The organism is Arcobacter pernae (assembly GCF_049472135.1).
GTDB lineage: Bacteria > Campylobacterota > Campylobacteria > Campylobacterales > Arcobacteraceae > Arcobacter_B.
Window position 1 is genome coordinate 89,524 of the sequence record NZ_JBMOVV010000007.1, and the last position, 19,966, is coordinate 109,489.

Sequence of the window (19,966 nt, forward strand, 5' to 3'; positions counted from 1 at the left end):
TTTAGTCTACGCTACAATATTTTTTTGATTTTGTAAATCGTAAAACAGTGTAACCAATAATTCCAGATAAAATTGAACCTATTAAAATAGCTAATTTATCTGTATAAAAAAAGGCATCAGAATCACTATATGCCAATGAGTCAATAAATAAACTCATTGTAAATCCTATACCAGTTAATATGGATATTCCATATATTTGAAGCCATGTTGTACACTTAGGAAGTTTTGCTAATTTTAATTTAACAGCAAGTAATGTAAATAAAAATACACCTATTTGTTTACCTAAAAATAAACCTAAAATAATTCCTAATGAAACAGGATTAGAGATTTTCTCAATTGACATTTCTCTTAAATCAATTCCAGCATTTACAAAAGCAAAAATAGGTAATACATAAAAAGCAACCCAAAAATGAATATGATGTTGAAGAGTTTTTACAGGAGAAATTCTTTTGTGTTTCTCTTCATCAACCATATTTAAAGGTATAGCAAAGGCTAAAATAATACCTGTTAAAGTTGCATGTATTCCAGATTTCAATATAAACACCCATAAAAAAACACCTACAATTACATATGCACCTATTAGTTTTATTTGCATTTTATTCATCAAATATAATATTATTATTGTAAAAAAGGCTAAGGCAAGAGCCTCAAAAGATAAAGAAGAAGTATAGAAAAATGCAATAATTAATATTGCTCCTAAATCATCAAAAATAGCAAGTGCCATCAAAAATATCTTAAGTGAGTTAGGCACTCTTTTACCTAATAAAGCTACAATCCCTAAAGCAAAAGCAATATCAGTTGCTGTTGGAATCGCCCATCCTCTTAAAGCAAATTCATCATTATAATTAAAGAATACGAAAAATAAAGCAGGAACTAACATCCCTCCAATTGCAGCAATACCAGGTAGTGCAATCTTTGAAAAAGAAGAGAGATGCCCTAAAATAAGCTCTCTTTTTATCTCTAAACCTATGAGTAAAAAGAATACAGCCATAAGGCCATCATTTACCCATAAAATTAAAGGTTTTGAAATATCAAGAAAATCACCAATTTTAAAAACTATTGGTGTATGTAAGAAGGTATTATAAAAATCTGATAAAAATGTATTGCTAAAGATTAAAGCAATACAAGTTACAACCATTAAGATAATACCAGAGGTTGATTCGTTTTTTAAAAATTTTCTAACTAAAACCTTCATATTATTACCACCTTTTTAAAAATAGTTGGTTTTAGTTATTATTCTATTACAAATATGTTTACTTTTAGTTAAAAAAATAAATTAGTGTCTTAATTGATAAGTAATATCTCCTGCACCAACACCTAAAACTATACCTTCATCTAATACAGCTACAATTTTATCATCTTTAATAAGTTCAATTTTTCCATCGCTAGTTTTAAGTCTATCAGCAAAAACTGGATTATAAGAAGCAAACTCTTTTTCAAAATCAATTTGTAACACTTGTTCACCAGGAATTGTCCAAATTGGAAGAATCACTAACTCATCACATCTTCTAAAACATTTTTTGAAACCTTCTAAATTATCATATGTTCTTGAGTATTTATGAGGTTGCCAAATTACAACTCTTTTGTTTAAATTTGTAAGGTTGTCATATACTTCAACTGATTTCATCGTTGCTTCTATTTCTGTTGGATGGTGAGCATAATCATCAATTACAACCATATTGTCATTTTTTTGAACAATATCAAATCTCTTTTTAATACCCTTATAGTTTAAAAGATTTTTTCTAATAGTTTCAACATCAAGCTCTTCTAATGCAGCTAAAATAGCTAAAGAAGCATCTAATGCAATATGATAACCAAATCCCCAAACTTCAAATGAACCTAAATCTTTTAAATCAAATCTAGTAAAAGGTTCACCCTCTTTTAATAAAAAACATAAGTTTTTAATATCTGCACTTGGATATAAAAAGTTAGGATTTTTAATATTTAATTTTTTGATGTACTCATCTTCACCATTTAATACATTTTTTTGCCCAAGATTAATAAACTTCTCATATGCTTGAAAAAATTTCTCATAATCATAATGGTAATATTCCATATGTTCAGGCTCTGCATTTGTTACAACTGAACAATAAGGATTTGAAAGTAAAAATGATGCATCTGATTCATCTGCTTCAAAAGCAACTAAATCATTTACATATCTAAAGTTTGAACCAAAATCCTTAGAGATTGCTCCAATAAGTGCTGAACTATCTAAAATTGAGGCTAAAATCGCTGTTGTAGTAGATTTTCCATGGGCACCTGCCACACAATAGTTCTTCTTATCACCTAAGATAATAGGTAATGCTTCTTTTCTTGAAAGAGTTCTGATTTGTTTTAATCTTGACTCAATTAGCTCTGGATTTTCATCTGTTACAGCTGCTGAATAAATTACTAAATCTAAATCATCAGCAATATTTGAAGCATCTTGAGGGCATGAAACTTTAATACCCTCTTTTTCTAACTCTTTTGTAATAGGAGTACTTTTCATATCAGAACCACAAACTTCATGACCATCATGTTTCAAAAATCTAGCTAAAGCTGAAAGCCCTATTCCACCTATTCCTATAAAATGTACTTTCATCTATGCGTCCAGTAATGGTTGTAATTTTTTGTATACATCTTGTAAAAGTTCTTTGTTCTCTTCAAGATATTGATTTGGATTAAATTTAAAGTCAACTAAAAAGTATCCATACTTTTCATTTGTACTATTTGTATCTAAATTAACTTCTGTTTCATAAAAGTCATCTAATGGTATTTTTTTATCTAGAACTACTAAAAGTACATTTAAAGCTTGTTCTAAAATCTCATCTTCAATAATATTTGCTAAAACAAATACTAACTCTTGCGCTCCATCAAAATTATCATAAGACCATTTTTCTATTGCGTGTTCATAAAAAGCTCTAACATAAAGTAAGTTATTATCAAGCAAGTCTAATTTTTTATTTTCATTTACTATAACTTCAACATTTTCAAATGCTGTTTTTAAAATAGCTTCATATAAAGAGTTTATATTCTCTTCATCTAAACCTAAAACTAGCATAGAATCTAATGTTTCATACATAGCTGAAATATCTTTATTTTTCATAGAAGAAACTCTAGTTTCTTCTAAATACTTTAAAAAATCTGGGTTTGTTCTTGCTTCAAATAACTCATTTTTGTCCATCAATAAAATCCTTTAATCTTGTTAATACTTCTTTTGTTTTTTGAGCGTTTTCTACTAATGCAATTCTTACATAACCTTTACCAATACCATTTCTTCCTAAGAAACTTCCTGGTAAAACTTTTATATGTTTTTGTCTATAAAGTTCTTTCGTAAACTCTAATTCATCTTTTACTTCAAGCCAAATATAAAAAGTTGCTTTTGGAGGGTTTATACCTAAAATCTCTTTTGCAAGTTCAAAGTTCTCTTTGTAAACTGCTCTAAATTCATCAACATGCTCTTTATTATTCCAAGCTACTGCTGCAGTTATTTGTAAAGGCACAGGAGATGCACAACCTACATATGTTCTATATTGTAAATAGTTCTTTAAAATCTCTTCATCACCTGCTACAAAACCTGATCTAAGTCCTGGAGCTGAACTTCTTTTTGAGATAGAGTTCATTACTAAAACATTTTTAAAACTTCTATTTCCAACTTCTATACTAGCTTCTAAAAGAGATGCTGGTTTATCTTTTTCATCAAAATAAATCTCTGAATAACACTCATCATTTATTAAAATAAAATCAAACTCTAAAGCTTTCTTAACCCATACACCTAACTCTTCTTTTGTCATTTCTGCTGAAGTTGGATTGTTTGGGAAGTTTAAAATTACTAAATCACATCTTTTCAGTTCTTCATCACTTAAGTTTGCTTTGAAATCATTCTCTTTAGTTAAATCAATATGAATAACCTCTGCTCTACTTGCAATAGCTGCACCTTCATAAATTTGATAAAATGGATTTGTAAAAGCCATAACTGGATTTTTCTTATCAAAAAGTGCAAATTGAGGAAAGTTAAAAAGTGCTTCTCTTGTACCAAAAGTAGGAATTACTTCACTTTGTTTTAAATCAACATCAAATCTCTCTTTTACAAAATTTACCATTGCTTGTTTTAATTCTGGTAATCCAGCACTTGCAGGATATTTTTTTAAAGAAGAAGTTGTTTCTTTTAAAGTCTCTTGAATAAATCCAGGAGTTTCAAATTTAGGTTCACCTATTGTTAACGCTGATAATTCATATTCTTCATTTGGAACTACATCAGCAAGTAGTTCATTTAATTTTTCAAAAGGGTATTTTTCAAAATTCATTATAAAACTTATCCTTAATTTAGTTTTGTTCTTCAACAACTGGGATTAACAGTTGATTATATTGATTCATGTCAAAAGATATGAAATCTGTATTTGTATAAATAAATTTAAAAGAGAATCTTTTTTTGAACATCTCTTTTTTCAATGGCAAGATTTGAAGCATATTTTTCTCTTTTTTTAGCTTTCTTATTGGGTTCTCAGTTGTTGAGATAATCTCAACTTTTTCATTAAATATCTTAGCTAAATTCTCAAAATGATCTAAAAGATTTGATTTATCTTCCTCTTCTCCAATTGGGTCTAAATCAAATATTTTAGTTTTTGTTTTTATTTGACTTGCCACATCAAATACCATAGGAGAGATTTGTTCATAAGACGCTGTATCATTTAAAAGTACTACTGTATTTTTTATAGATTTTAGTTTCTCTTTTCCAAGCTTAAATACTGGGATTTTAAGATTTATTATTCCAGCAATTGCTTCTTTGTCTTTAAACATCTCTTGAGTTAATATAATCATACCAATATCAAATCTTCTAAAATCTTCTCTTAGTATTTTAAATAAACCACTATTTGCATAATCAATTCTTAATGTAATAGTCGGGAAATGTCTTAATTCATCTTTTATAAAATTCATTATTCCAACTGTAGTTGGTCTAGTAATTCTAACTATTAATTTTCCATTTTTTAGTCTTTGGTTTAAATACTTAGCCTCTAAAATAGCTTTTTTTACACTCTCTTCATCTTGTAAGTATAAATCTAAATATAGATAAATATTATGTCCAAATGGCATTGGGAATTGCCCTTGGTTTTTACCAATAGCATTAAATACTTGCATTAAAACATAAGGTTTACCAACTACTAAAATAACATCATTGGGTTTTAAAACTAGTGAGGGTTTTATTGTAAGAAGTTGTTGATTTCTGTATAAAGCGAAAATTTTCCATTTTTTTTGTTCAATTGAACCTATATATCTATAAGCATATGAACTTCCAAATGGAATCCTAATCTCCATAATTTCACCCTGCTTAAGACCAATATTTTGAGCAACAACAGGAATATTTGGAAGTCTTTCAACCATTCCATTTGCTAAAACTTCAATACCTTTATAAACATTTACATGAGGATCATCAACTTCTAATCCCCAATAGTCAAGTACATTCATTTGAAGGTTTTGTTTATGCTCTCTGATGTTTTTTATAACATTTATCATTTCATCTTTTGAGTTTAAAGCAATTAAAACTTCTGTATGAATATTTTTGTCTAAAACCATTGCTAGTTTTGATTTTGAAGTTGGGTCAAATTTGTAAAAAGTGAAGTTAGAAGGCTTTTGAACAGGTAGTATTAAATCACTCATGTAAATAACATCATATGCATTATCATTAGTGTTTGCTTCAACAATTCTATGCATTAGCTTCTTAGCAACAATACCATCTAAAATTATCAATATCTTTTTCATTTTGACATTATATCTTAATTAAATTAATAGTAGATTTTAATAAAAACACTCATCTCTTCAATAAAATTATTTATATTTATAAATTCTTTTAAATAGGCTTTTATAAAATTATTTAAGATATTACTTCTACCTTAATGCTTTTTAAAATCAATCTTTATATGTTATAATATTTAAAGAAAAGGATAGCCATGAAAAAAGCATTTATCGACCAAATTATGTTAGGTATATTTTTATTTGCAACTTTGATTATAATTGGAGCAACACTATTAGATGATGTTGAGGCTAGAAACAAATATTATAAGCTTAAAAGTTTAACAGACAATGCCGCTTTAGCTGCTGCAAAATACTATATTGATGTTGAAATGGATACTGATAATGCTGAAACTATTGCAAATGATATCTTAGCTCAAACTCCATTGGGTTTAGAAATAAAAGATGAAATTACCTATACTTGGGATTTTATCTCTGATCCTTATACAGTTACAGTTTCTCTTCCTAATTATAAACATGATACCTTTTGGTATAAATTTATTGATTTAGCGAGCTTTGATTTAAAAACACTTTCAATAGCAACAATTGAGGACTTGAAAGAGACTAAAGACTTAGCACCCTTTGGGATAAATGGATGTGATGATTCACATTTATTTAAAGACAATATTATAACATTCAATTTAAGTGGTCATAGAGGATATACAGATACAGATTATGATGAATTTTATGGAATTGATTTAGGCGATGCTTGTACGGCAACTGGTAATTCAAATTGGTCACACTTTAAAAATGATATAAAATATTTTTATACTGATGATGGTTTTATTAGAAATGATCAATCGGTTTTAGAGACAGATGTATATAATGACTTTTGTGTTCCTATGGTTGATTCTTTAGCAAAGGAACAAGATAATGACCCAAAACAAATAAGTCAATCTTTTAAAAATTTAGAAAACTCTTATGATTTAACTGGAGCTAAAATGCACATGGCACTTTTTGAATGTGGTAGTACAGCTGATAATCTGATTATTGATAAATTTATTGAGGTTCAACTTTTGACAAATCCAAGTACAACATATAAAAAAGTTAATGGAGACTATGATGAATTTGAATTTCATCTAAAAATTATTGGAACAAAAACAAAAGATACGGTAAAACTAACTAAATAGTTTTATCTTCATCTTTTTGTTTTAAAGGTATCTCAATAATAAAACTTACGCCATTTTCAATATTCTTAGCATAAATTTTACCCTTCATATTTTGTTCAATAATCATTTTTGACATATAAAGACCAATTCCAGTACCCTTTCCTTGCTCTTTAGTAGTAAAATATGGCTCAAATATTTTAAGCATAACAGATTCATCAATTCCACCTGCATTATCACTTATAAATATTTTTCCCACACCATCATAGTTTTTTAACTTAACACAAACCTGTGGTTTACTAATTCTTTTTTCAATTAAAGCATCTTTTGCATTTGATAATACATTTAGTAAGGCTTGAGCAAATTCATTTGGAAAACCATAAACTTCTAAGCCTTTATCAATATCTTTATTAACATGAATATTATAGTTTTTAAAAGTTGAACCAATTAACTCTAAAGAGCTATTTAAACTCTCATGTAACAAGAAGTTTTCTTTTCTCTTATTTGGTATAAAGAAGTTTCTAAAATCATCAATAGTTTTAGACATCATAGTTGTTAAATCTAAAGACTCATCAATTGATTTTTTCATAAACTCTTCATTTAATTTACCAATTTTATATGATAAATCAATATTTTGAATAATAATACCTAAAGCATTTAAAGGCTGTCTCCACTGATGGGCGATATTTCCTACCATTTCACCCATTGCAGCAAGTCTTGATTGCTGTAAAAGCATTTGTTCTTGCTCTTTTCTTTTTTCAATCTCTTTTTTTACTTTCGTATCAAGACTTCTATTTAACTCTTCTAATTGCGCTGATTTTTCATTTAAACTTTTATTAGCTTTTTCTAAATCAGCTGTTCTTTCTTGTACTCTTTTTTCTAAGTCTGCTTGATATTTTTTAAGATTTTTTTGTGATGAACTTAATTGAGATATCATAGAATTAAAAGCTTTTGTAAGTTCTCCTACCTCATCATTACTAACATTATCAACTTTTATTACATCTAAGTTGTCTGAACTTACTTTTGAAACTGTTTTGTTAAGTTCAACAATTGGTCTTACAAAAGTTTTTGCAATATAAAAGGAAATGATAAAACCTAATATTGTAAAAGATATAAATAGCACAAGATACTGTGTATATAAATGTTCAAGTTTTTCATAGTATTTTTCCAAGTCTAAACTAATATGCAACCATCCCCAAGTAATACCTGAAATTTGCATAGGATAAACATAATGAAAAACCTCTTCATCTAATATTTTTGAGTAAAGCATACTATTTGAAGGTATGTCTTTTTGCATTTTTACTAAAGAGTTTGATACCTCTTGCTTATGTTCCCACGACTCTTTTTTTATGATAAAGAAATCTTTTTTATTTGATTTTGAGACAATTATACTTTTTACTCTATCTGCTTTTTTAATATACTGTTTATTAAAATCAATAATTGATGAATCATCTTCAATTAATAAAGACTTTGAAATCACAAAAGTTATTGATTGAGCTAAACTTTTAGCTTCCGACTCCATTAGTTCTAATACAGCTTTTTTTTGTAAAGATACTCCAATTACAGCAAAAGTGATAGTAATTAAAGTTATTCCTAAAAAAAGAAGAACATAAACTTTTTTAAATAATCGATTTCTACTGTAATTTGATTCCATACTATTTTAACTCTTTTCCTACTAATTTATCTATTTTTGCTAAAGAGATTAAATAGTCATGAACATATTTTAAATAATCAGCTTTAACATAAGCTTCTATATATTGAGATTGAACTACATCTTCAGGTTCAACTGCTTCAATCTGATAAGCTCTTATATTTAATTCTCTGCTATCTTTTGCAAGTTTCTTTGCTTTTTTAAGTGTTTTAATTTGTTTAAAACCTATTAACGCATTTGTTAACTCATTTTTAATTTGCATTGCAACTGCATCTTTTAACATATCTCTTAATAGATACATTTTCTTTTTTTGAGCAACTTTTTCTTCTACTTCACTTGTAGTTTTAAATCCATCAAATAAAGGCAGATTTGCAGCAAAACCAATATTCCATCTATTCTCTTGGTCTTCATTTAAAAATCCATATTTATAAGAGTTATATGTTTGAGAGATTTCACCCATAAAAGCTAATGTTGGATAATGCCCTGCTTTTTTTTCTTTTATTTGCTCACTAGTAACTTTTAAAGCTATATCCATTTCATTTATATCTTTATTTGTTTTATAAGCATCTTCCACAAGTTTTGCTAAAGTATAGTTTGGAGGAACTAATCTGTTAGTGTAAGAGATATTTATATCACTATCCCAAGATAATCCCATTGAGTTTATAAGTGCTGATTTAACAAGATTTCTATTTGCTTCAAGTTTTGAAACTACTGATTCGATTAATGTTACTGTTACTTGAACTGATAAATAGTCAGTTTTTTTAACACTCAAAGACTCTCCACTTTCATAAAACTTTTTTGTTAAATCAGAGATAAACTGCATTCTTTCATAAGACTCTTTTGCAATTTTATGTAGTTCATTTGTTAAAACATATCCATAAAAATATTTTTTAGTATCAAATACTACATTCTCTTCTTCTCTTTTCATAGCATTAAAAGCGATCTGCTTATTTAGTTTAGCTTGTTCAATAATTGCTGAGATTTTTCCACCTGTATAAACTGGATATTGTAAGTTTAATGAACCTTTTACTGTATCTCTACCTGCTGCTTTTACATCAGTGTCTAAAGAAAGCGAAGCATTAGAAAAAGTTGATGCGGGTAAACTATTTATATAGTTCCTTGCATTTGTAGCATCAAGTCCACCTAACATTGCTTCAACCATAGCTAATGATTTTGCTGTATTTGAAGGCAATGAAATATTTCCTTTCATTTGAAAGTTTAAGTCTTCATTATTTCTAATCCCAACTAACATTGCATTTATTGTTGGATAGTTTGCACTTAAAGCTTGGTTGTATTGAGCATTTGCAACCTCTAATGCTAGTTTTGATACTTTATTTCTTTTATTATTATCTAAAGCTATTTCTATAGCCTCTTCTAAAGTAATTGATTTTAATTCTTTAGAAAATAAGAAACTAATACTTAACGCAAAAACAAACAGTAATCTCATCTATACCCTTTTGGTAAATTTTTTGTTATTATATCTAAAATTAAATAATATTATTTAAAGCTTAATTTAATAACTTTTTTATAGAACAATAGATACTATTAGCTATCAAAAGAGGCCAAAATATAATGATTAATGAACAAATGTTAAAAGATATAACTGTATTATATGTTGAAGACGATCACGCAATACAGCAAAACACTATTGTTACTCTTGAACTTGTAAATGCCACTATCATCTCAGCAGTAGATGGAAAAGATGGAGTGGAAAAATTTAAAGAAAATCAAGACAAAATTGATATTATTGTTACTGATTTATCTATGCCAAATATGGATGGCTTAGAGATGATTGAAGAGATTAAAAAAATAGATAGAGATGTACCTGTTTTAATCACAACTGCTCATCAAGATATAAGTTATTTAAAAAAAGCAATAGAACTTGGAGTAACTTCATATATAATCAAACCTATTGATATTAGAAATATTATTAGGTCAATTTCTAAGGCAATTGAGCCTGTGAATGAGAAAAAAGAACTACTAAAAAAAATCAAAACTCTAAAAGAAGAGAATGAGAGTTTAAAAAAACAACTAGAAGAAAAACTATCAACTTAATTTAGATATAATTGCGAAATTTTAATCAAGGTTAATAATATATATGCAATTTAAAATCGACGCAACTGTAAACAAAGCTAGGGCTTGTACTATCCAAACAGCCCATAGCACTATTCAAACTCCTGTATTCATGCCAGTAGGAACTCAAGCAACTGTAAAAGCAATGGATGCAAATGACCTACTTAGTATGGGTGCAAAAATCATACTTGGAAATACTTACCATTTATATCTAAGACCAGGAAGCAAAATAATCAAGAAATTTGGTGGACTTCATGGCTTTTCAAAATTTCCAAACTCATTTTTAACTGATAGTGGTGGTTTTCAAGCTTTCTCTTTAAGTGATAATTCAAAACCTGATAATAATGGAATTATGTTCAAATCACATATTGATGGGAGTAAACACTACTTTACACCTCAAAGTGTACTAGATACACAATATGATTTAGGTAGTGATATTATGATGATTTTAGATGATTTAGTTGCTCTTCCAAACACAAAAGAGAGAATTAAGGAGTCAATTGAGAGAACTACAAAGTGGGCAAAAGAAGCTATAACTTACCACAAAGAACAACAAGCAAAAGGAATTGGAGTTGACCAAAATATTTTTGCTATTATTCAAGGTGGAACAGATAAAGAGTTTAGAAAATTAAGTGCTGAGCAATTATGTGGTTTAACTGATTTTGATGGATATGCTATTGGTGGATTAAGTGTTGGTGAACCAAACCAAGATATGTATGATACAGTTGAGTGGACAACACAGTTTATGCCAGAAGATAAACCAAGATACCTTATGGGAGTTGGAACACCAGAAGACTTAATTGAGAACATTCACAGAGGTGTTGATATGTTTGATTGTGTTATGCCAACTAGAAATGCAAGAAATGGTACACTATTTACATCATTTGGAAGAATGAATATTAGAAAAGCTGAATTTAAAGAAGACCCTCGTCCTATTGATGAAGAGTGTAACTGCTATGCTTGTCAAAACTTTACAAGAGCATACTTAAATCACTTATATAAAGCAGGTGAAATGACTTATTACAGACTTGCGTCAATTCACAATATTCATTACTATTTAAATCTAATGAAACAAGCAAGAGAGGCTATATTAGAAAATAGATGGGATGATTTTAGAAAAGAGTTTTATGAAAAAAGAGCCTAAAAGCTCTTTTTTTAATATCCTAAAATAGCTTTTACTCTTTGTTCATGTAAACTTTGTGAGTCTTCTTTTTCCTTTTTTTCTTCATCAAAACTTTTATTTTTCTCTTTTTGCACTGCTTTTTTATCACTCTCAAACTTTTCATCTATAGCTTTTGTAAATGTAGTTTTTTGTAAAAACTCTTGTTGTTGATTATTAACTTTTGGATCAACTATTTCAGGTGTTATAAAAAATACTAACTCACTTTTACCCTCTTTAAAGGCTTTACTTGTAAATAAAAACCCTAGTACTGGAATATCTCCAAGTAATGGTATTTTTTCTATATCACTTGCATTTTTTCTATTTATTAGACCACCTAAAACTATAGTTGATTTATTTGCTACTACTACATTTGTAGTAATTGATTTTTCTGTAATATTTGGTATACCATCAACTGTATTTGCGAAATCTGCTGTACTTGATTTTGTAACAATATTTAGTTTTATGAAGTTATCATCTACTATATTTTTAGCTTTAATATTAAGTTGTAATCCATACTTAATCTCTTTTAATTCTGTTGTTGGAATTCCTTGAGAAGTTGTAGTTTGTGTTCTAATATTTAAAGTTCCACCTGCAAGAAAATCAGCATCTTGATTTTCTAATGTTAAAAGTGTAGTTTCATCTAAAACCTCAGCTACACCTTTTGAAGACAAGTAGTTTAAAGTAAGACCTACATTAAAATATTTTCCAAGATAGTTTGCTGCACCAGTTAATCCACCTGTTAAAGATACTGCTTTCCCCATCATTTCATCAATTGCATCATTTACTAATACATTTCTTTGATTATTTACTGAACTTCTATCAGCACCAGATATAGACTCCCATGTATCTGGAACAATAGTTCTATTGCCATCTGCATCTACGGATTCTTTATAAGTTTTAACTCTATATCCAGCGCCATATGAGTCTAGTGGCTCATTATAATACTTATTATCATCTGTAATTACTTTCATATAGTTTTTACTTGAAACAAGCCAATTATTCTTTAAATCAAGACCTTTATCATTGTTCACTTCAACAGCATAAAGTTTTATTCTTACCATCTTATCTGGATTTTCAAGCGTTGCTAAATCAACTAAATCTGTTTCTAGATTTATTCCTGCCTTTTTAAATAAATCTAAGATTTTATCTTTTTGTTTCTGATTTTTTACTCTTCCACTTAAAATTACTTTCCCATTAGTTTGCTGTATTTTTAGCTTTGGACTAATAAACTTTGCAACATCAATAATAGTACTTAAGTTTTCAGTTATATTAATATTTATATGAATAGAAGTAGAGTCATAAAAAGTAACTAGAATATTTCCATTACCAAGTTGTTTTGTGAAAACTTTTATAGTTTGCAATGGCTTTGAAGAGCTTTCTAAAAAGTCTACATCAATCATATTCTCATCACTTACTTTAATACTTTTTATCATTTTTTTAAATTCAAAAACTTTAAATGAGCCCTTACTTACAGATATATTTTTATCATGTAAATCTTTATTTATTAACTCATTACTATTTGAAAAACTAAAAAATATAACTAAAATAAATAAACTTTTAAATATTACTTTCATAACTCTCTCCTACTTTAAACTAAGTGTTAAACTACACTCTTTTTTATATTCACTACTCTCATTATAAACAACTGCCTTTGAGTGAATATTATTGCTTCCTGACAGTAAAATATTATTTGATAAAGTTGCATATATATTTACTATCACTTGTCTACTTGAATCAGTTGTGTCTTCACTACAGCTAATACTTGAAGCGCTAACTGTATTTACATAATCACCTTTAATTTTGTTGATTCCATCTGCTATATCACTATCACTAGAATTTAGTGCCACCATTCTTGCTGTATAATTTGCAATTGAATCTGAATTTTCACTAACTTTTAATGCATTTGAATAATCAATTATAAAAAATAAAATACTAACAAAAGATATAAAAATCACAATCCATAGAACAATCTGCTCTACAACTGCGTCTTTAAAGCTTGTGTTATTTTTTATTTCTTTTGTTTTCATCTTTGACCTGCTTTTTTAACTGCAAATGAGTAAGAAACTGGTTTTACAACCTTTTCACTTACAAAGTTACCATCACAAAGCTCATACCAACCATCAACTTTTTTAAGATAAGGAATTATTGTATTTTTTTCTAATATTGCTTTCTTAGTAGACTTTGTTGTAGGAGCCTTTCTTAAATAAAATCTATTTACATATCCTATTACCAACTTATCTGTTATTGAATTACAAATTTTTTGAGAATCTACTTTTATTTCAACACTTCTTGTTTTAGTTTTTGAATCATTTTTATCATTTGAGTAGTCAATTACAGCACTTTTTGTAATAGTATTTACTTTTGATTTATACCATTGATATTTATATACTTTTGGTTTATAAACCTTTTTAACTACATTTTGTTTTTTCTCATCTTTAAACTCTTTTACTTCTTCTTTTGTCATCTCATCTAAAGGTTTAATTTGAATAGACTCTTTTGTTTTTACCATCCATAATTGATTTCCTTTATTGAAATCTTTGATTAAAGAGATTAAAACATTTGGATTTATATCAAGTATTAACTCTTGAGCTTTTACATTTACTACTTCTTCAATTACTTTTTTCTTTACTACTTTTTTTACTTTTTCTTGTGTGATACTTGTAGATTGATTTACACCATCTTTGATAAAACCTAAAACCTTGATATTATCAGCCACATATTGAACATCAAAATCTAAATATTTACCTTTATTATTTGGTTCACCTTTTGGTAAAACAGAGATAATATTTATCAAATCACCTTGAACTAAAGTATAGTTTGGATTATCAAACATAGAAAACTTCATATTGTAACTACTATTTGAATAATCAAGTATCTTTGCTCTTTCTTTTTCTATTTTAGTAGTAAGCTTTTGCTTTAGGAACATCTCATTTTTATAGATTTTCTCACTAGTATATTTACCAATTATCTCTTCTTTTGTTAAAGGAGTATTTAATAAGAATTGTTTAGCTATACGAGTTTGTGCCATTTGATTTACAGTAACTAAAGTACCTTTGTTTATATCATCTTTAGCAATATAAATCGTGACAAGTTCATCTTTACTCTTTTGGGCTTGTTTATTCTTTTTGAAGAAATAAAAAGCAGCTCCTAATGCTGAAAATAGCAAAGAGGCTAAAATTAGTATTATAATTATTTGTTTGTTAACTTGCATGTTAAATCCTTATTAAATTTATATTCCTATTGTTAAAGTTCCACCCATAATAGGGAAAACAATAAATGCCCCAAATGCAGGTAAAACAAAAAGGAAAATAATCAGCATTAAATACATATTTAAAGTATTTACCTTCCCTTTAATTTTATAGAATTTCTCTTTTCTCATCTCATCTGATTGCATAGTAAATATATTTTTTACTCCAATACCTGTCTCTTCACTAAGTATTAAAAAATCAATAATCTTATCAAGCTGTCTACTATCTACTCTGTTTTTTAGATTTTCATATGCAACTTTAGTAGAATAGTTTGTCATTTCATACTCTAAAATTGAAATCTCTTTTAGTAACTCTTCATCGATTATTCCATGAGCCCTTTTAGATACTTCAAAAAAAGCATTTTTTAAACTTCCACCTGCTTCAAGTATTACATTTACTAAATCTAAAAATATTCCTAAGTCTCTATCTATTTTTTCAATTCTCTCAGCTTTTGCTATTGATAAATAAAATTTACCTCCAAAAGCAATACATAAAATACCAGCAACAACACTTATTACTGCTACCATTGTGGAGAAGAAAAAAGGAAGAACACCCATGATTATTATTCCAATTAAAGCAAAAAGCAATCTAGCTTCTGTATACTCTTTATAAGTAATTCCAGCTTGAATTAATTGCATATTCAAACTGGCATTACTTTTATTATCACCTTTATTCTGCTCTTCAATAATTGCTTTATTATCTAATTTTGAAAGAAGTACAATGTTTTTTTGTTGTTTTCTTCTTTGCATTATTAGCATAGTAGCAACTACTAATACTGCTATTAACATTGGCGCTAATATGAAAACTAAAAGTGCTCTATCCATTACTTTATCTTTGTTAATAAGCTATTTACAAATAATCCAAATGCAATCCATACAATAATAAAGAACATTTGGATTTTACCAATATCACTTCCAAAAAAGTGCGCATTTAAAGAGTTATTTAAAGCACTATTCATCATCATATAAGTGAAGATAATTAGCCCTATAATCATATAAGTACCCACTTTTATCTCTTTTGTAGAAGAAGTAATCTCTTGTTTTATCTCACCTTGGTCATGAAGTGTTTTTCTTAATTTTTCTAGTGTATTTGAGAACTTACCACCTGATTTTCTACCAATTGAAATTGTTAGATAAAAAATTCTAAGCTCTCTTGATTCAATGATTTTAAACATCTTTTCAAAACATTTATCCTCACCAATTACTGATTTTTCATTTATATAAATACCTAAAACTTTTTGTGCAAGTTTTGATTTTGAAGTAAGAATTGATTTTTTTAAAGCTTGTTCAAATCCAACACCACTTCTCATCATACTAGTAACTTTATCAATAATCTCTTTTAATGCAAAGTTAAACTCTTCTTGTCTAGCCTTTATAATATTCACTAAAATCAAGTATGGAAACCCCATGAATATTAGAAAAGTACAAATAAATATAATTTTAGAACCTGCAATTAAAAAGATAAAAAAACTAGCTAAAAGCCCAAATCCAATACAAATTAAGATAAATACATACTCAGCTCCCTGAGTAGAAAACCCCGCAAATCTAAGTTTTTTTCTTAAAAAATTTGCATCATCTTCAAATGTATTATCAGTTCTATTATTATCTAAGATTTTACTATTCGTATTTACTAAAGTATTAATTATTACTTTTTGTTGATTCATTTTTATATAAAATGAGTATAAGTAAAAACTAAAACTAATTAGTAGTACAGGTATTACTATAATAAAAAATAGAACTAAACTATCCATAATTTACTCTTCTTTCATCTTTAAGAAATGTGGCCATTTATGGAAAAGTTGAGGGTCTCTTTCAAGGAATACTTTTAAGAACTCATCTTTCCAACCACACATTACTGATGGTAAATCTGTCTCCAAAGCTTCAATTAGCATTGATTTTGGCATTTCAAAATTTGGATCAAAAACCCTTTTATCAATATCAACACCAAACATATTCATCTGATCAATTGTTCTTGTTGGCGTTGCTAATGTTTGAAACTCACCTTTTGTTCTTTTTAAATCACTTGTATCTCTTTTAAATTCAAATATATTATTTAAAGATACAACACCATTATCTTCCATTCTTCTCTCAATTTCTGAAATAGCAACAAGTTTTCTTGTACCATCAGGAAATCTAACTAACTGAATAATCAAATCAACAGCAGAAACAATTTGTGTCCTAATAAAGTTGATATTTGCACTAGGTCTAGCTTCTAAATACATATTCTCAATTCTAACAAGAGCCTCTTTTGTACTATCAGCATGAACAGTAGTCATTGAACCTGGATGTCCTGTATTCATGGCATTTAACATTACAACAATTTCAGGTCCCCTACACTCACCAACAATAATTCTTCTTGGACTTGATCTAAGAGCTGATCTTAATAAATACTCTAAAGGAATTGCACCTTTTCCTTCTTCATTTGCCATTCTTGATTCATACTGTCTAATAGAGTGACAAGGCATTTGAGGTTGCATTTCTCTTGTATCCTCAATAACCATTAGTTGTTCATTTCCATCTACAAATCGTGTCATTGCATTTAAGAAAGTTGTTTTACCACTTGATGTACCACCAGATACAATAATGTTACATTTTCCTTTTGAAACTTTTACTAGGAAATATGCCATTTTCATATCCATTTGACCTGCGTCTATTAACATTTCTAATAAAAGTGGTATTTCATTAAACTTTCTAATCGTTATACAACTTCCACCATTTGCAGCAATTGGAGGAATTTGAACTTCTACCCTTGAACCATCATTTAATTTACTTGAAATAATAGGATGAGCTTCATCAATTTTTCTATTATTTTCAGCAAGCATTTTATCAATAACTTTTCGAAGCTCTTCTTCACTTCTAAAAGTAAAAGGTGTTTGTTCAGTCTTACCTTTATAGATAATATCTACATAATCTTTTGTATTTACAATTACATCATTTAAACCATCTTTTGCCAGTTGGAAAATTGTTGAGATATGTCCGTACCCAACAATATTATTTATAATCATTTGTTTTATATCTTCTAAATGCTCTTTTGAAAGATGTCTTGTTTCATTGTTGTAAGACTGTATATAATCAGGTAAAACTTCTTCTAGGTTCTCTTCAGTGATTTTTTGGTCAGATTTAAGATTCATCATAAAGCTATCATTAATTCTTAAAGCTAAATCATATAACTCTTTATTAGTATAAATCTCTGGGAATTCAAGTACAGAATTAACAGCTTGTTTTTTTATTTTTGTGATTTTTTCTTTTGTATGTTTTACATCAATATCTTCTTCAAAAGATTTTTCTTCAATATCTTTATCTAAGCTAATGCTGTTTTTTTCTTGGTCTTCAATTAAATCTCTTAAACTTCTCATTATTTACTCTTTTTAAATAAAGATGAAAAAAAGCTTTGTGAAGATTTTTTATCTTCACCTTTATAAAACTCTTTTTTCTTTAAAATATCTTCAAGTTTTTCTATAAATATTGAGTCTTTTTCAGTACTACTTGCCAACTCACAATAGTTCCAACATTTACCTAAAGTTTTATAATCATTAGGTATTTTATAATCATCAAATTGGATTTTATCTCCACTTGTCATATTTAAGATTGAAGTTACATCATTTACTGAAATAGCATTTTGAGAATCATATCTATTTACAATAAATGATATTTTTTCTTTAAGTCCTGCTCTTTTCATTAAAGAATAGAAAGTTTTAACTTTTGAGATATGAGGAAGATTCATTTCTGTTAGAAGCCAAATCTCATTTACAATATCATAAATTGTAGTTTTTAAATTTGAGGCATCTGCTAAACCTAAATCAATAATAATAAAATTAAAATAATCACTTGAACTTGAGATATACTCTAAAAGCTTACTTATAAAAACATCTTTTTCTATATACTCTTTATCAATATGTTTTTGAATTCCTGTTATACAGTAGAAATTTTCTCTAATTTTACATAATCCATTTTGTAAGTTATTTTCTAAATGAAATTCACTAGTATTGATTAAATCAACTATAGTCTTATTTGGTAATGGGTTTTTTTGCAAAAATAGATTACTTACAGCTTTTGTAGTTGCTAAATCAATATATAAAATATTTTTTTCTGGAAGATTTTGAGATAATAAATCAGACATGTTCATACCAATTGTAGTAGTTCCAATACCACCAGTAATCCCACTTAAAGCAATGATTTTATTTCCATATTTATTTTTATTTAAAAGATTATTTCTTGTATCTAAGATTATTTCTTTAATAGACTCAGCTTTAAACTCATTTATTGAAATATAATTTTGAATACCAAGTTTTCCACAATACATTGATATTTTATGGTCATTTGGCCCTATTACAATAATAAGTTCATTTAAAGCTTTGATAACAGATTCATGTTTTTTTATATTTCTTTCATCATCTATTAAATAAACTATAATATGTTTTGTTTCTTTATCTTTGATTGATGAAATATGTTTTTCAATAGAACTATCAACAACAACATCAACATTAAATAATCCTTCAAGACCACCTTTTAGGTTTTGAGCTAACATATCTAATGTATCATCATGAAATAAATATATATTAAAAGAAACATCAGAACCTAAAAGTTTCTTCTCTAACTCTTTTTGTTTGTCAAGATATTTAATTAATTTTTTAAGGATTTTCTTTATAACAGATGAAGATTTAACTCTTTTATTTATACTTACATAACCATATACAAGCTTATCTTTTCTTAGAATAATTTTATATTTATGAGTGTCATTTTTTGCTTTTTCAAGTCTTTGCCCATCATTATCAATAGTAAATTGATGAAAAAAGTTATTATATTCATACTCATATTTATAATATGAAATCTCATCTAAGTTTGTAAGATCAGCAAATAATTCAAGTGCTTCTTCAATTTGAGTATCAAGAATAGCATACTCTTTATTGGATTCTAGTTTGTCTTTAAAATCATCTAATGTCATCGTATCTTCCTAA

Annotated in this window: 17 protein-coding genes; 3 read left to right on the forward strand and 14 right to left on the reverse strand. The window is 27.5% G+C overall.

All coding sequences use genetic code 11. The features are described 5' to 3' along the window. Position 1: 1 nt before the first annotated feature. The 5 genes from nhaA to ACH5BF_RS09460 all read right to left on the reverse strand — a co-directional run bounded on the left by nhaA (position 2) and on the right by ACH5BF_RS09460 (position 5,739). Positions 2–1,195 (reverse strand): Na+/H+ antiporter NhaA, encoded by a 1,194-nt coding sequence (gene nhaA / locus ACH5BF_RS09440; RefSeq protein WP_423273994.1) that lies wholly within the window; start codon positions 1,193–1,195, stop codon positions 2–4. 81 nt (positions 1,196–1,276) lie between these two features. Then, positions 1,277–2,581, reverse strand: a complete 1,305-nt coding sequence (gene murC / locus ACH5BF_RS09445; RefSeq protein ID WP_423273995.1) for a UDP-N-acetylmuramate--L-alanine ligase — start codon at positions 2,579–2,581, stop codon at positions 1,277–1,279. Next, positions 2,582–3,163 (reverse strand): hypothetical protein, encoded by a 582-nt coding sequence (locus tag ACH5BF_RS09450; RefSeq protein WP_423273996.1) that lies wholly within the window; start codon positions 3,161–3,163, stop codon positions 2,582–2,584. It abuts the gene before it with no gap. After that, positions 3,150–4,286, reverse strand: a complete 1,137-nt coding sequence (locus ACH5BF_RS09455; RefSeq protein WP_423273997.1) for a succinyldiaminopimelate transaminase — start codon at positions 4,284–4,286, stop codon at positions 3,150–3,152. Before ACH5BF_RS09455 ends, ACH5BF_RS09450 begins: the two co-directional genes overlap by 14 nt. Before the next feature lie 19 nt (positions 4,287–4,305). Continuing rightward, entirely contained in the window at positions 4,306–5,739 is a 1,434-nt protein-coding gene (locus tag ACH5BF_RS09460; protein WP_423273998.1) for a COG3400 family protein, read from the reverse strand. 188 nt (positions 5,740–5,927) lie between these two features. Here ACH5BF_RS09460 and ACH5BF_RS09465 point away from each other — a divergent pair, with 188 nt between their 5' ends. Continuing rightward, positions 5,928–6,899 (forward strand): hypothetical protein, encoded by a 972-nt coding sequence (locus tag ACH5BF_RS09465; protein ID WP_423273999.1) that lies wholly within the window; start codon positions 5,928–5,930, stop codon positions 6,897–6,899. Here ACH5BF_RS09465 and ACH5BF_RS09470 read toward each other — a convergent pair. Both ACH5BF_RS09470 and ACH5BF_RS09475 read right to left on the reverse strand, forming a co-directional pair. Continuing rightward, the gene (locus ACH5BF_RS09470; RefSeq protein WP_423274000.1) at positions 6,892–8,529 is read right to left on the reverse strand and encodes a HAMP domain-containing sensor histidine kinase; all 1,638 of its coding nucleotides are present in this window, start codon (positions 8,527–8,529) and stop codon (positions 6,892–6,894) included. The two genes, ACH5BF_RS09465 and ACH5BF_RS09470, sit on opposite strands and share 8 nt — an antisense overlap. Position 8,530: 1 nt before the next feature. Beyond that, positions 8,531–9,973, reverse strand: coding sequence for a TolC family protein (locus ACH5BF_RS09475; RefSeq protein WP_423274001.1), 1,443 nt, complete (start codon positions 9,971–9,973; stop codon positions 8,531–8,533). A 125-nt stretch (positions 9,974–10,098) separates the two neighbouring features. Between ACH5BF_RS09475 and ACH5BF_RS09480 the strand changes: the two genes are divergently transcribed. Continuing rightward, entirely contained in the window at positions 10,099–10,581 is a 483-nt protein-coding gene (locus tag ACH5BF_RS09480; protein WP_423274002.1) for a response regulator, read from the forward strand. Positions 10,582–10,624: 43 nt separating this feature from the next. Next, positions 10,625–11,743 carry a tRNA guanosine(34) transglycosylase Tgt gene (gene tgt, locus ACH5BF_RS09485; RefSeq protein WP_423274003.1) on the forward strand — a complete coding sequence of 373 codons (1,119 nt, stop codon included), beginning with the start codon at positions 10,625–10,627 and terminating at the stop codon, positions 11,741–11,743. Between the two features lie 11 nt (positions 11,744–11,754). Here the strand turns inward: tgt and ACH5BF_RS09490 are convergent, their stop codons facing one another. The 7 genes from ACH5BF_RS09490 to ACH5BF_RS09520 are packed head-to-tail and all read right to left on the reverse strand — an operon-like array spanning position 11,755 to position 19,953. After that, positions 11,755–13,335 carry a secretin GspD/PilQ domain-containing protein gene (locus ACH5BF_RS09490; RefSeq protein ID WP_423274004.1) on the reverse strand — a complete coding sequence of 527 codons (1,581 nt, stop codon included), beginning with the start codon at positions 13,333–13,335 and terminating at the stop codon, positions 11,755–11,757. 9 nt (positions 13,336–13,344) lie between these two features. Continuing rightward, entirely contained in the window at positions 13,345–13,788 is a 444-nt protein-coding gene (locus ACH5BF_RS09495; RefSeq protein WP_423274005.1) for a TadE/TadG family type IV pilus assembly protein, read from the reverse strand. Then, positions 13,785–14,972, reverse strand: a complete 1,188-nt coding sequence (locus ACH5BF_RS09500) for a hypothetical protein (RefSeq protein WP_423274006.1) — start codon at positions 14,970–14,972, stop codon at positions 13,785–13,787. The genes ACH5BF_RS09495 and ACH5BF_RS09500 overlap by 4 nt, the downstream gene beginning before the upstream one ends. Before the next feature lie 18 nt (positions 14,973–14,990). Next, the gene (locus ACH5BF_RS09505; protein WP_423274007.1) at positions 14,991–15,833 is read right to left on the reverse strand and encodes a type II secretion system F family protein; all 843 of its coding nucleotides are present in this window, start codon (positions 15,831–15,833) and stop codon (positions 14,991–14,993) included. Continuing rightward, a complete protein-coding gene (locus ACH5BF_RS09510) occupies positions 15,833–16,759 on the reverse strand; it encodes a type II secretion system F family protein (RefSeq protein WP_423274008.1) in 927 nt (308 codons plus the stop codon). The genes ACH5BF_RS09505 and ACH5BF_RS09510 overlap by 1 nt, the downstream gene beginning before the upstream one ends. A 3-nt stretch (positions 16,760–16,762) precedes the next feature. Next, a complete protein-coding gene (locus ACH5BF_RS09515) occupies positions 16,763–18,364 on the reverse strand; it encodes a TadA family conjugal transfer-associated ATPase (RefSeq protein ID WP_423274009.1) in 1,602 nt (533 codons plus the stop codon). Beyond that, a complete protein-coding gene (locus ACH5BF_RS09520; protein WP_423274010.1) occupies positions 18,364–19,953 on the reverse strand; it encodes a CpaE/TadZ family protein in 1,590 nt (529 codons plus the stop codon). The genes ACH5BF_RS09515 and ACH5BF_RS09520 overlap by 1 nt, the downstream gene beginning before the upstream one ends. Positions 19,954–19,966: the final 13 nt, after the last annotated feature.